Here is a 12305-nt window from a genome sequence, read left to right as displayed (position 1 = left end):
ACTGCGACAGCCGGGTCTATTGCCGTCCTGAGACCTGTTCATTTTTTTACTGTGAACAGGGAGCTGGCCGGATCGGAGAAAGGCGGATAGAATCCGCGCAAATTTAATCACCACAACAACTTGGGGATTTTTCCTATGCGTAAATTGGCGACGGGCCTGGCGGCCCTGGCACTGGTTTGTTCTTCTGCAGCGAACGCCGAGGGCGGCTACTGGGGCGCTACTGCCGGCCTGATGTCCGTTGATGGACCTTACACTGACGACCCGATCAACTTCGGCCTGCGCGGCGGCTACACCTTCTCCTCCGGCTGGGGTTTCGAGGGTGAGTTCACCGATTCCCTGATCAGCGGCGAGGCGGATGTCTTTGACGGCCGCCACATCGATGTGGATATCCAGACCCTGGGTGGTTACGCCACTTACCGCTCTTTCGGCGACGTGTACTTCAAGGGCCGCCTGGGCCTGATCTACGAAGACGTGAGCGCGGGCGGTTTCAGCGCAGACGACACCGGCATCTCCGTCGGTGGTGGTATCGGCCTGAACCTGAGCCCGAACACCAATGTGGAGTTCGAGTACACCATGATCGAAGAGGACGTGAACTTCTGGTCCGGCACCATGATCCTGACCTTCTGATCCCCTTCGCGGCGCGGCCGGCCACGGCCGCGCCCATCCCTGCCAGCCCTCGCTGCATGCCAGCTGCCGGACCCCCCGGTCAAAAACACCGTTTATCCTCCCCGAAGCCGCATAAATTGGGGCGCAGACCACTTTTCCTTGGTGTACAATGCGCGCCTTTCTACAGTTGTGCTAATGGCTCCTGTGCCCATCGGTGCAGCGTCCACAGCCCGATTTATTGAGGGAAAACCATGTTTGATCCATCAGTCACACTCTCCTCTTACGACCCGGAAGTCTGGGAAGCCATCCAGGAAGAGGACCGCCGCCAGGAAGAGCATATCGAGCTGATCGCCTCCGAGAACTACACCAGCCCGATGGTGATGGAGGCGCAGGGCAGCACCATGACCAACAAGTACGCCGAGGGTTACCCGGGCAAGCGTTACTACGGCGGCTGTGAGTATGTGGACAAGGTGGAAGTGCTGGCGATCGAGCGCGCCAAGAAGCTGTTTGGTGCCGATTACGCCAACGTGCAGCCGCACTCCGGTTCCCAGGCCAACGCCGCGGTTTACCAGGCGCTGTGTGCGCCGGGCGACACCGTGCTGGGCATGAGCCTGGCCCACGGCGGTCACCTGACCCATGGCGCGCGGGTGAACTTCTCCGGCAAGATCTACAACGCGGTGCAGTACGGCCTGAACCCGGAAACCGGCGAGGTGGACTACGAGGAAGTCGAGCGCCTGGCACTGGAACACAAGCCGAAGATGATCGTTGGCGGTTTCTCCGCTTACAGCCGTGTCATGGACTGGGCGCGTTTCCGCGAGATCGCCGACAAGGTGGGTGCCTACCTGCTGGTGGACATGGCCCACGTGGCCGGCCTGGTGGCCGCGGGTGAGTACCCGTCACCGATCCCCCACGCCGACGTGGTGACCTCCACCACCCACAAGACCCTGCGCGGCCCGCGCGGCGGCATCATCCTGGCGAAGGCCAACGAGGAGATCGAGAAGAAACTGAACTCCGCGGTATTCCCGGGCGGCCAGGGCGGCCCGCTGATGCACGTGATCGCCGCCAAGGCAGTCTCCTTCAAGGAGGCCATGACCCCGGAGTACAAGCAGTACCAGAAAAAGGTGGTCGAGAACGCCCGCGCCATGGCCGATACCTTCCTCGACCGCGGCATCAACATCGTATCCGGTGGTACCGATGATCACCTGATGCTGGTGGACCTGATCGGCAAGGATTACACCGGTAAGGATGCGGACGAGGCGCTGGGCCGTGCCAATATCACCGTGAACAAGAATGCGGTGCCCAACGACCCGCGCTCACCGTTCATCACCTCCGGCCTGCGCGTCGGTACCCCGGCCATCACCACCCGCGGTTTTGGTGTGGAGGAAACAAAGCAGCTGACCCACTGGATCTGTGATGTGCTGGACGCACTGGAGCAGGGCGATGCGGAAGCCACCATCGGCGAAGTGAAGCAGAAGGTACTGGATATCTGCGCCAGCTTCCCGGTGTACAAGGGCTGAGCAGCCAAGAGGCGCGGGCGTCGATAGCGCCCGCCGGTGCAGTTCTTGCTAAAAGCGGCCTTTGGGCCGCTTTTTTTATGCCTTTTCCGCCTGATTGCAGACTTTTGTTCTGGAAGATGCAGTCCCCCGGCAATTCTGTTTTAATGGGCCCAATCCTAAAAGCCGAACTCTAATTCGGTTCTTCCCGGCGCACCGTTTGATTTGTGTGTCCGTCGTACTCCGCCCGGATTGGCGGAAGTTTTTTCTGGGGCCCACGCGGTATCGGGCACATGTCTCCGCCGGTGGCCGGACTGCCGTTGGGCGGGGGCCGGTCAATCCCGCAGCGTTGCTGCGATATTGGGGGAGAGTATGCGCACCATCCGACAAGTTTTCGGCGTCCTGTTGCTGGCCACTGGCCTGGTACAGGGCGCGGACGCGCAGCAGGAGCTGCACCTGGCCAACTGGTCCGACTACATCGGTGAGAACACCATTACCCGTTTCGAGGCCGAGACCGGTATCCGGGTGCACTATTTCGAGTACGACGATATCGAGGAGCTGGAGGACGCCTGGATCAATGGCGGGCGGAAGTTCGACCTGATTGTTCCCAGTACCGAGAACCTCGCGGCCTACATCCAGGCCGGACTGCTCAGCCCGCTCGACAAGAGTCGCCTGTCCGGGCTGGAGAGCCAGGACCCGGAATTTATGCGGCGCCTGCGGGACTTCGACCCGGACAATCGCTACGCCCTGCCGTTTCTCTGGGGCACCGTGGGCATCGGCTACAACGTGGAAGCGGTCAGGGAGGCCTTTGACGGGCGCCTGCCCACCGACAGCTGGGACCTGCTGTTTGACCCCGTGCGCCTGCAGCGGCTGGATCACTGCGGCGTGACGCTGATGCGCTCGCCGGAAGAGATTTTCGATGTGGGGCTCAAGTACATCGGCAAGGACCCCAATAGCATGAGCACCGCGCACCAGCTGATGGTGGCCAACCTGCTGTCGAAAGTACGCCTGCACGTGACCGACTTCGATTCCGGCGAATATGTCGAGAATCTGGCCAGTGGCAGGCATTGCCTGGTACACGGCTGGAGCGGCGATATCCTGCAGGCGCAGGTGGATGCCCGGGAAGCGGGCAAGGAGTTTGAGATCCGCTACGTCACCCCCCGGGAAGGGTTCCCGCTGTGGATCGATACCATCGCCATGCCCGCCAGCGCCGCCAATCAGGATGCGGCCTACCAGTTCATGAATTACCTGCTGCGCCCGGAGGTGATCGCCGAGATCTCCAATGAGCTGCAGTATGCCAACGCCAATACCGCTTCCCGCGACCTGATGGACCCGGAGTTGCTGGCCAATCCCATCGTGTACCCGGACAGCTCCCAGTTGACCAATGCCTGGATGGCGCTGCCCACCGAGAGCCGGGTGCTGACCCTGCGCCATAAGCTCTGGCAGCGGATCATCGAGCGGGAGGACCTCTAGGGAACCGACTGGAGCCCAACCCCCCGGATCCGGCAGGTGGCGCCCCGCTGCGCCGCCTGTGTTAAACTGCCGCCCGTTTTTCTACAGGGCCGAATACCCCATGCACTGTCCTTTCTGCAGCGCGGAAGAAACCAAGGTCGTCGACTCGCGCCTGGTGGCGGAGGGCGACCAGGTGCGCCGGCGCCGCGAGTGCCTCGATTGCCACGAGCGCTTTACCACCTTTGAGACCGCCGAATTGCTCCTGCCCCGTGTCATCAAGCAGAACGGGCAGCGCGAACCCTTCAACGAAGACAAGCTGCGCGCCGGCATCCAGCGTGCGGTGGAGAAGCGGCCGGTCAGCACCGAGCGGGTCGAGTCCGCGGTGGCCCAGATCAAGCACGCCCTGCAGGCCACCGGTGAGCGCGAGTTGCCGGCCATGCGCGTCGGCGAGCTGGTGATGGAGCAGCTGCGGGAGCTGGACCAGGTGGCCTATGTACGCTTTGCCTCCGTATACCGCCGCTTCGAGGATGTCAGTGACTTCAGCCAGGAAATCGAGCGGCTGACAAAGCCGACGGAGCCGCAATGACCCATAGCCCCCAGGCCCTGATGAACCGCGCCGTGCAGCTGGCGGAGCGCGGTCTCTACACCACCATGCCCAACCCCCGTGTCGGCTGTGTGATAGTCGATGACAACGGCGCCATTGTGGGAGAGGGCTGGCACCGCCGCGCGGGCCTGCCCCACGCCGAGATCGAGGCGCTGCGGGACGCCGGCGACCGCGCCCGCGGTGCCACCGCCTACGTCACCCTGGAGCCCTGCAGCCATACCGGCAAGACCGGTCCCTGCGCCCAGGCGCTGGTGGAGGCGGGCGTGGCCCGGGTCGTCTACGGTATGGAAGACCCGAATCCCGCGGTCAGTGGCCAGGGGCTGCAGATATTGCGGGATGCCGGCATCGAGATCGAGGGCCCGCTGCTGGAAGTCGCCTGTCGCGCCCTGAATCCGGGCTTTATCAAGCGCATGACCCTGGGGCTGCCGCTGGTGCGCAGCAAGTCGGCGATGAGCCTCGACGGCCGTACGGGTATGGCCAGTGGCGAGTCGAAGTGGGTTACCGGCCCCGCGGCACGCGCCGATGTGCAGCGCCTGCGGGCGCGCAGCTGTGCGATCGTTACCGGCGTGGACACCGTGCGGTTCGACAACCCCAATATGAATGTCCGCGCCGATGAAATGGCGCTGGAGATGCTCGCCGCCGAGCAGGCGGCGGAAGTGCAGCCGCTGCGGGTAATCGTCGACAGTCACCTGCGCACCCCGGCGCGGGCCTTTATATTGCAGGGCGACGCCCCCACACTGGTGTGCACGACCGCACAGGCCGAGCCGGAGCGCCGTGAGCGGCTGGAAAAGGCCGGGGCCGAGGTGGTCGTCCTGCCGGCGGGCGGCGATGGCCGCGTGGACCTGCTGGCCCTGCTGCAGGAGCTGGCGCGCCGGGAGTGCAACGAGGTGCTGGTGGAGAGCGGTGCGACCCTCTCCGGCGAGTTCCTCTACCGCGGCCACGTGGACGAGATGATCGTCTATATGGCACCCAAACTACTGGGCAGCACCGCCCGGCCGCTGTTCGAGCTGCCCATCGAGCGGATGGGCTCGGTGTTGCCGATAACCATCACCGACATGCGCGCGGTGGGACACGACTGGCGCATTACCGCCACCACAGACATCGAGCGCTAGCGGCGCCCGACTGGAGATTTTCCCCGATGTTTACCGGTATTGTGGAAGCCGTAGGCGAGATCACCGAATTGAAACCCGTGGGCGGCGACCTGCGGGTGCGGGTAAAGAGCGGCAAGCTTGACCTGGGCGACGTGCAGCTGGGTGACAGTATCGCCACCAACGGCGTTTGCCTGACAGTGGTGGACCTGCCGGGCGATGGCTACTGGGCGGATGTTTCCGCCGAGACCATGGATGTCACCAGTGTCAGTAACTGGAAAAAGGGTGACCGGGTCAACCTGGAGAAAGCCCTGACGCCGCAGACCCGGCTGGGTGGCCATATTGTCAGCGGTCACGTGGACGGTATCGGTGAGGTGGTCTGGCGCAAACAGGAGGCCCGAGCCGAGCGCTTCCGCCTGCGCGCGCCGGCGCAGCTGGCAAAATATATCGCCCACAAGGGGTCGATCACGGTGGACGGCACCAGCCTCACCGTGAATGCGGTGGATGGCGCGGAATTCGAGCTGACCATCGTCCCCCACACTCTGCAGGAGACAGTGATGGGCGACTACCAGGCGGGCACCCGGGTCAACCTGGAGGTGGACCTGATCGCCCGCTACCTTGAGCGATTGCTGCTGGGGGACAAGGCCGCAGAGCCGGACAGCGATGGGCTGACCGTAGAGTTCCTGGCGAAACACGGTTTTTACCGGGGCTGAATACCGCGATCCCAGTGGGAAATTGATACCTGCTTGCAGGCGAACACGAAGAGAGATTTATGGAACTGAACACCATTGAAGAACTGATCGACGATATCCGCCAGGGCAAAATGGTGATCCTGATGGACGACGAGGATCGGGAAAACGAGGGCGACCTGGTGATGGCGGCCGAGCAGGTGCGCGCCGAGGATATCAACTTCATGGCCACCCATGCCCGCGGCCTGATCTGCCTGCCTATGTCCCGGGAGCGCTGCGAGCAGCTGGACCTGCCGCTGATGTCACAGGACAACGGTGCCCAGTTCAGCACCAATTTCACGGTTTCCATCGAGGCTGCCGACGGTGTAACCACTGGCATCTCCGCCGCCGACCGCGCCCGCACCGTGCGCGCCGCGGTGGCGCGCAATGCGAAGCCGCGGGATATCGTCCAGCCGGGGCATATCTTCCCGATCATGGCCCAGCCCGGCGGCGTGCTGAGCCGCGCCGGCCACACTGAGGCCAGCTGTGACCTGGCGCGCCTGGCCGGGTTCGAGTCGGCGGCGGTGATCGTCGAGATCATGAATGAAGACGGCACCATGGCGCGGCGCCCGGACCTGGAGACCTTTGCCAAGACCCACAACCTGAAAATCGGCACCATCGCCGACCTGATCAACTACCGCGCGCTGAACGAGACCACCGTGGAGTGCACCAACGAGCGCCAGGTGGAGACCGAGTACGGCAATTTCACGCTGCGCACTTACCTGGACAAGGCGCGCCGCGAGCGCCACTTCGCCTTTATCAAGGGCGAGCCCAGCCCGGAGGAGCCGACGCTGGTGCGGGTCCATGTGGGCAACACCCTGCGCGACGTGCTTACCATCCGCCGCGGCGACGAAAAATACACCCCCTGGACCTTCCGCCGCGCCATGCAGCGGGTGGAAAAGGAGGGCAAGGGTGTGGTGGTACTGATCTGCCACAATGAGACCACCGAGGAGATCGAGGAGAGCATCGACTGGCTGATCAGCGGCAAGCAGCAGCGTCCCAGCCAGGACCTGGTCTACAAGCAGGTGGGCACCGGCTCGCAGATCCTGCGGGACCTCAAGGTGCGCAAAATGCGCCTGATGAGCGCACCTTTCCGTTTCAGCGCCATTTCCGGTTTCGACCTGGAAGTGGAAGAGTACCTGAACGCGGACGATTGATTTGAGCGCCCCCCTGGGGGGCGAATTTTCGCCTGCGCGGCAGGCGCCTGTAAGACACAAGAACGTATCTGGAAACAACGATGAGCAAGATCAAGGTTATCGAAGGGGATTTCGTCGGCTGCCATGGCAAATATGCCCTGCTGGTGAGCCGCTGGAACAGCTTTGTGGTGGAAAGCCTGAAAGATGGCGCCCTGGATACCCTGCGCCGCAAGGGCATCAAGGAAGAGGACATCACCATTTACTACGCGCCGGGTGCCTTCGAGTTCCCGCTGGCGGCCAAGAAGCTGGCGGCCAGCGGTCGCTATGACGCCATCATCGCGCTGGGCGCGGTTATCCGTGGCGGCACCCCGCACTTTGAGTATGTGGCGGGCGAGTGCACCAAGGGCCTGGCACAGGTTTCCCTCGACAGTGGCGTGCCGGTGACCTTCGGCGTGCTGACCGTGGACTCCATCGAGCAGGCCATCGAGCGCTCCGGCACCAAGGCCGGCAACAAGGGCTGCGAGGCGGCGGAAACCGCGCTCGAGATGGTGTCTCTACTGGGTAAAGTCTGAAGCCGGGTTACACCGGTTAGTGGATAATCTCGTAGGAGCGGCCCGTGGCCGCGACCGGTAGACGCTGGCATGGAACAGCAATCGCGGCCTGAGGCCGCTCCTACAGTTTTTGAATCGGAATTGATAATGACCGTTACCGCATCCGCGCGCCGCAAGGCGCGCCACTACGCCATGCAGGCGCTGTACCAGTGGCAGATGGCCGGCGCCAGCCTGAATGCCATCGAGGCCGAGTTTCACGCCGACAACGATATGAGCAAGACGGACGTGGCGTATTTCCGCGACCTTTTCCACGGTGTGGCCAAGAACCTCGACGAAGTCGAGGGAGCGTTCGGCCCGCACCTGGACCGCGGTATCGAGGCGCTGGACCCGGTGTCCCGTGCCTTGCTGCGTATGGCCACCTATGAATTGCAGAACCGTATCGACGTGCCCTACAAGGTGGTGATCAATGAGTCGGTGGCGCTGGCGAAGAAGTTCGGCCCCACCGATGCTTTCAAATATATCAACGGCATTCTCGACAAGACCGCCGCAGACGTGCGCGCGGCGGAAGTGAACGCCGACAAGCAGGGCTGAGCATCCTGGCCATGCGCACGCCCCCCGGCGAGTTCGAGATTATCCGCGAGTATTTCGCCGGCGCACCGCGCGGCGAGGGGGTGGTGCTGGGCATTGGCGATGACTGCGCATTGCTGCAACCGCCCGCCGGGGAGCAGCTGGCCACCAGTGTCGACACGCTGGTGGCCGGGCGCCATTTTCCCGACGGTGCTGACCCGGCCCTGCTGGCCGGGCGTGCGTTGCGGGTAAACCTGAGCGACTTGGCGGGAATGAACGCCCGCCCGCTCTGGTTTACCCTGGCGCTGACCCTGCCGGAGAGCGATCCGGACTGGCTCCGCGGCTTTGCCGATGGGCTGTTACAGACAGCGCAAGCCTACGGGATTTCCCTGGTGGGCGGCGATACCACCAAGGGCCCGTTGACGATTACCGTGCAGGTAACCGGCAGCACCTCGGCGCCGCTGCGCCGCGACGGGGCCCGGGCGGGAGACGCGGTGTTTGTCAGTGGGCCACTGGGTGCGGCTGCGGCAGCGCTGCCGGTGATTCTCGGCGAACGCGAGGTGGCCCCGGAGCTTTACCAGCGCGCCCAGCGCGCCTACTACTCGCCGGAGCCGCAGCTGCAGACCGCAGCGGCTGTCGCGGGGCTGGCCACCAGCGCCCTGGATATTTCCGATGGCCTGCTGGGGGACCTGGGCCATATCTGCGCCGCCAGTGACCTGGATGCGGAACTCGATATGGCGCGACTGCCGGTGGACCCCCTGGCCGCCGAGTTGGCGGGTGAGGGGGCACTGGAGCTGGCCGCCACCGGCGGCGACGATTACCAGCTCTGTTTTACTGCCCCGCCGTCGAGGGCGGGCGAGGTGGCAGAGCGCTGCGCCGCACACGGTGCCAGGCCAGTACGGATCGGCACCCTGGTGGCGCGGCCCCGGGGCACACAGGAACGGGCGCGAGTTCGCTGCCTGCTCGATGGCGAGGAGTGGCTGGCAAAACAGCCCGGATACCGGCACTTTTGAACTATGACAGATACCTCCATCCCCCAGCCCACCGCCGCCCAGCTACTGCGCAGTCCCACCATGCTGCTGGCATTTGGCTTCGGGTCCGGCCTGGCGCCTAAAGCCCCGGGTACCTTCGGAACCCTGATGGCGCTGCCATTCTGGTGGCTGCTGCAGCACCTGCCGCCGGTCCAGTACCTGGCGGTGGTGGTAATCAGTGCGGCGGTGGGCTGCTACCTCTGCGGTACCGCCTCGCGGGCCCTGGGGGTGCACGACCACGGCGGCATCGTCTGGGACGAGATGGTGGGCTACTGGCTGACCATGTTCCTGGCGCCGGCGGGATGGGGCTGGGCCCTGTACGGGTTCGTGCTGTTCCGCCTGTTCGATATCGCCAAGCCGCAGCCCATCGGCTGGGTGGACCGCCGGGTGCACGGTGGTGTGGGGATTATGCTCGACGATATACTGGCGGCCGGATACGCGGCGCTGGTGTTGCAGCTGACCGCGGCCTGGATGGGATAGACCGGTTTGCGGACCGGTGAAAGGGGATTGCCACCGTGAAACTTCGTCGCCTGCTTGCCTGTTGCCTCCTGCTCTGCTCGTCACCCCTGTGGGCGCAGCAGGTACAGCTGAAAGCGCTGTTCGGCACCAGCGCCATGCTCGAGGTGGACGGCAGGCAGCGACTGCTCAAGAGCGGCGAGACCTCTCCCGAGGGGGTACGCCTGCTGGAAGCGAATAGCGAATTCGCGCGGGTGAAGGTCGGTGACCGCGAGCAGAAACTGACCCTGGATGCCCCAGTGGCGGCGCGTTATGCGAAGAGCGAGCGGAAGGAAGTGCGCCTGGTGGCGGACAGCCGCGGCCATTTCAGCACCGATGCCTGGGTCAATGGGCTCAGGGTGCCGGTGCTGGTGGATACCGGCGCGACCAGCATCGCGTTCAACTTCCCTACCGCACAACGGCTGGGCCTGGACCTGGAGCGCGCCGAGCCGGTACGTGTGGCCACGGCCAATGGGGTCACCCGTGCCTACCGGGTAACACTTGCCAGCGTCACGGTGGGTAGTATCAAGCTGCACAATATCGAGGCGACAGTGCACGCCAACAACTTTCCCCATATCACCCTGCTGGGCAACAGTTTCCTGAGCCGGCTGGATATGGAACAGCAGCGCGGCATGCTGATCCTGCGCGCGCGCAATTGATGATGAGGTAAGAACTTGACCATTCGCTTTGTGGAATCCTCCAAGCTACCCACCCCCTGGGGCATGTTTGAGATGCACGGGTTCGAGGAGACCGACACCGGCAAGGAGCACCTGGTGCTCACCATGGGTGACCTGGATACCGATGAGCCGGTGCTGGCCCGGATTCACTCCGAGTGCCTTACCGGTGACGCCCTGTTCTCGCTGCGCTGTGACTGCGGTGCGCAGCTGCAGCATGCGCTGCACCGCATTGCGATGGAGGGGCGTGGGGCAGTGTTTTACCTGCGCCAGGAAGGGCGCGGCATCGGCCTGCTGAACAAGATCCGCGCCTACAAGCTGCAGGATTGCGGCGCCGATACGGTGGAGGCCAATGAGCAGCTGGGCTTCGGTGCGGATATGCGCGATTACTCGATCCTGAAGGCAATGCTGGACCACCTGCATATCGGCTCCATCCGCCTCATGACCAACAACCCGCGCAAGGTGAAAGCGCTGGAAGACCTGGGGGTGAAAGTAGTGGAGCGCCTGTCCCACCAGACCGGCCGCAACCCGCATAATATCAAGTACCTCTCCACCAAGCGGGGCAAGCTGGGCCACCTGCTCAACGACGAGGAAGAGGGGGATGGCCAAGAGTCCTGAGCCTTCCCACTGCCTGATGTTTCTGCCGTAGGGGCGGACCTTGTGTCCGCCCGCATCCCCCGCGCTGTAACCCCTGTCCTTGCAAACACTTTTCCGCGGCACTCGCCTGCAGGGCGGGTTTCCTCCCGGCGTTATATTCGCGGCAGCGGTGCTGCCTTCAGCGCTCAGAGGCCCGGCAGCGGCACCCGGTAGATACCGAACTCCATATCGTCGATGGGCCCGGTGACCTCGTGGATGCGGCTGTTGGTGTAATACAGCATACCGTCGTGAATGCTGAAGGTGTCGGCCCAGCGAACCCTGTCACCTTCCACCAGCACATGTGTCTCCCCGGCTGGATCGCGGTAGAGGATTTTATGGTTTTCCAGGTCGGCGAAATACAGGTTGCCCTGCTGGTCCAGGATCATGCCATCGGGGGCGCTGGTCCTCGCCACCCTGCGGACGTGGGCGGCGGCGTCCCCACTGTCTTCCAGGTAACGGGTATCGATTGCATACAGGGTGTAACCGGTCAGGGCGTGGAAATAGAGCACCTTGTCTTTGAGGTCGAGGGCAATACCGTCACTGTGCACCGTATTGTTCCAGCGCTTGCCGTCGATGGTCAGGTAGTCCTGCTCCGCCCGTGTGCTCTTGTGATCGTCCAGCACCCGATAGCTCTTCCCCTTGTTCCCATTCTCTCCCTGGGCCAGCTCGTAAACCACCAGCCCCGGGTGGTTGGAATCCGTCATGTAGATGCGGCCCGCCGCCCTATCAATGCGCAGGTCATTGATGTAGGAATCGGGGTGATAGCCGGCATTGCTGAGTAAAAGCACGCGCTCCAGTTTGTTGCTGTCCAGGTCGAAAACGAAAATGCGTGGAGCATCTACCACACCCTGGAATTTCGGGTTGCGTGTATCGAGGACATAGAGTTTGTTGTCATGGGCCACCACGGACTGCACGGCCAGGAAGCAGTCATCCCGGGCAGTGCTGTCTGCCACGCAACGGTTCATGGCGCTATTGGGGTAGGGCAGGTACTCGCCAGTGTCCCGGTCGACCTCTGCGACGGCAAAGGGCACGCCATCCCGCCAGTTCGGTGCATTGGTGAAGATCCTGCCAGCGTCGGTAACGGTGATGCCGGTTGTCTGCACTCCCTGGATGGCACTGACCTTTTCCGCCTGTGTTGGGCCCGTATCGGCGGAGTGGCCATTGGCAGTAAATAGCAGAGTAAAAATGCTGACGGTCAGCAGTCTTCTGAGTAAGCTCATCCGTGATATCTCCGGGCTGTTATA

The 12305-nt window shown here is 63.5% G+C and carries 14 protein-coding genes; 13 read left to right on the top strand and 1 reads right to left on the bottom strand.

Features of this window, described 5'->3' with window-relative positions; genetic code table 11:
• The first annotated feature begins 135 nt into the window (after positions 1 to 135).
• The 13 genes from LVE68_RS07210 to ribA all read left to right on the top strand — a co-directional run bounded on the left by LVE68_RS07210 (position 136) and on the right by ribA (position 11043).
• The gene (locus LVE68_RS07210; protein ID WP_233006347.1) at positions 136 to 627 is read left to right on the top strand and encodes an outer membrane beta-barrel protein; all 492 of its coding nucleotides are present in this window, start codon (positions 136 to 138) and stop codon (positions 625 to 627) included.
• 230 nt (positions 628 to 857) lie between these two features.
• Positions 858 to 2123 (top strand): serine hydroxymethyltransferase, encoded by a 1266-nt coding sequence (glyA, locus tag LVE68_RS07205; RefSeq protein ID WP_233006346.1) that lies wholly within the window; start codon positions 858 to 860, stop codon positions 2121 to 2123.
• A 348-nt stretch (positions 2124 to 2471) separates the two neighbouring features.
• A complete protein-coding gene (locus LVE68_RS07200) occupies positions 2472 to 3572 on the top strand; it encodes an extracellular solute-binding protein (RefSeq protein ID WP_233006345.1) in 1101 nt (366 codons plus the stop codon).
• A gap of 100 nt (positions 3573 to 3672) precedes the next feature.
• Positions 3673 to 4137: a transcriptional regulator NrdR gene (gene nrdR / locus LVE68_RS07195; protein ID WP_233006344.1), complete on the top strand. Its 465-nt coding sequence runs from the start codon at positions 3673 to 3675 to the stop codon at positions 4135 to 4137.
• Complete coding sequence (gene ribD / locus LVE68_RS07190) at positions 4134 to 5267, top strand: bifunctional diaminohydroxyphosphoribosylaminopyrimidine deaminase/5-amino-6-(5-phosphoribosylamino)uracil reductase RibD (RefSeq protein ID WP_233006343.1); 1134 nt, start codon at positions 4134 to 4136, stop codon at positions 5265 to 5267. The genes nrdR and ribD overlap by 4 nt, the downstream gene beginning before the upstream one ends.
• 26 nt (positions 5268 to 5293) lie before the next feature.
• The gene (locus tag LVE68_RS07185; RefSeq protein WP_233006342.1) at positions 5294 to 5956 is read left to right on the top strand and encodes a riboflavin synthase; all 663 of its coding nucleotides are present in this window, start codon (positions 5294 to 5296) and stop codon (positions 5954 to 5956) included.
• Positions 5957 to 6015: 59 nt separating this feature from the next.
• Complete coding sequence (gene ribBA / locus LVE68_RS07180) at positions 6016 to 7128, top strand: bifunctional 3,4-dihydroxy-2-butanone-4-phosphate synthase/GTP cyclohydrolase II (protein WP_233006341.1); 1113 nt, start codon at positions 6016 to 6018, stop codon at positions 7126 to 7128.
• An 80-nt stretch (positions 7129 to 7208) separates the two neighbouring features.
• A complete protein-coding gene (gene ribH, locus LVE68_RS07175; RefSeq protein ID WP_233006340.1) occupies positions 7209 to 7679 on the top strand; it encodes a 6,7-dimethyl-8-ribityllumazine synthase in 471 nt (156 codons plus the stop codon).
• Between the two features lie 126 nt (positions 7680 to 7805).
• Positions 7806 to 8249 carry a transcription antitermination factor NusB gene (nusB, locus tag LVE68_RS07170; protein WP_233006339.1) on the top strand — a complete coding sequence of 148 codons (444 nt, stop codon included), beginning with the start codon at positions 7806 to 7808 and terminating at the stop codon, positions 8247 to 8249.
• Between the two features lie 11 nt (positions 8250 to 8260).
• Positions 8261 to 9238 carry a thiamine-phosphate kinase gene (gene thiL / locus LVE68_RS07165; RefSeq protein ID WP_233006338.1) on the top strand — a complete coding sequence of 326 codons (978 nt, stop codon included), beginning with the start codon at positions 8261 to 8263 and terminating at the stop codon, positions 9236 to 9238.
• Between the two features lie 3 nt (positions 9239 to 9241).
• A complete protein-coding gene (locus tag LVE68_RS07160; protein ID WP_233006337.1) occupies positions 9242 to 9736 on the top strand; it encodes a phosphatidylglycerophosphatase A family protein in 495 nt (164 codons plus the stop codon).
• A gap of 35 nt (positions 9737 to 9771) precedes the next feature.
• Positions 9772 to 10410 (top strand): retropepsin-like aspartic protease family protein, encoded by a 639-nt coding sequence (locus tag LVE68_RS07155; protein WP_233006336.1) that lies wholly within the window; start codon positions 9772 to 9774, stop codon positions 10408 to 10410.
• A gap of 15 nt (positions 10411 to 10425) precedes the next feature.
• The gene (gene ribA / locus LVE68_RS07150; RefSeq protein WP_233006335.1) at positions 10426 to 11043 is read left to right on the top strand and encodes a GTP cyclohydrolase II; all 618 of its coding nucleotides are present in this window, start codon (positions 10426 to 10428) and stop codon (positions 11041 to 11043) included.
• A 164-nt stretch (positions 11044 to 11207) separates the two neighbouring features.
• On the opposite strand, the gene LVE68_RS07145 is transcribed toward ribA, so the two are convergent.
• Positions 11208 to 12281, bottom strand: coding sequence for a major royal jelly family protein (locus tag LVE68_RS07145; RefSeq protein ID WP_233006334.1), 1074 nt, complete (start codon positions 12279 to 12281; stop codon positions 11208 to 11210).
• Between the last annotated feature and the right edge of the window lie 24 nt (positions 12282 to 12305).

Source organism: Microbulbifer sp. YPW16 (assembly GCF_021290385.1).
Classification (GTDB): Bacteria; Pseudomonadota; Gammaproteobacteria; order Pseudomonadales; family Cellvibrionaceae; genus Microbulbifer; species Microbulbifer zhoushanensis.
The sequence above is the reverse complement of the archived record's forward strand: the minus strand, read 5'-3'. Positions and strand labels throughout refer to the sequence as shown.

What these genes read in the sequence shown, in the direction of transcription:
- LVE68_RS07210 (WP_233006347.1), top strand. Translation starts at nt 136, where the DNA reads ATGCGTAAATTGGCGACGGGCCTGGCGGCCCTGGCACTGGTTTGTTCT.
- glyA (WP_233006346.1), top strand. Translation starts at nt 858, where the DNA reads ATGTTTGATCCATCAGTCACACTCTCCTCTTACGACCCGGAAGTCTGG.
- LVE68_RS07200 (WP_233006345.1), top strand. Translation starts at nt 2,472, where the DNA reads ATGCGCACCATCCGACAAGTTTTCGGCGTCCTGTTGCTGGCCACTGGC.
- nrdR (WP_233006344.1), top strand. Translation starts at nt 3,673, where the DNA reads ATGCACTGTCCTTTCTGCAGCGCGGAAGAAACCAAGGTCGTCGACTCG.
- ribD (WP_233006343.1), top strand. Translation starts at nt 4,134, where the DNA reads ATGACCCATAGCCCCCAGGCCCTGATGAACCGCGCCGTGCAGCTGGCG.
- LVE68_RS07185 (WP_233006342.1), top strand. Translation starts at nt 5,294, where the DNA reads ATGTTTACCGGTATTGTGGAAGCCGTAGGCGAGATCACCGAATTGAAA.
- ribBA (WP_233006341.1), top strand. Translation starts at nt 6,016, where the DNA reads ATGGAACTGAACACCATTGAAGAACTGATCGACGATATCCGCCAGGGC.
- ribH (WP_233006340.1), top strand. Translation starts at nt 7,209, where the DNA reads ATGAGCAAGATCAAGGTTATCGAAGGGGATTTCGTCGGCTGCCATGGC.
- nusB (WP_233006339.1), top strand. Translation starts at nt 7,806, where the DNA reads ATGACCGTTACCGCATCCGCGCGCCGCAAGGCGCGCCACTACGCCATG.
- thiL (WP_233006338.1), top strand. Translation starts at nt 8,261, where the DNA reads ATGCGCACGCCCCCCGGCGAGTTCGAGATTATCCGCGAGTATTTCGCC.
- LVE68_RS07160 (WP_233006337.1), top strand. Translation starts at nt 9,242, where the DNA reads ATGACAGATACCTCCATCCCCCAGCCCACCGCCGCCCAGCTACTGCGC.
- LVE68_RS07145 (WP_233006334.1), bottom strand. Translation starts at nt 12,281, where the DNA reads ATGAGCTTACTCAGAAGACTGCTGACCGTCAGCATTTTTACTCTGCTA.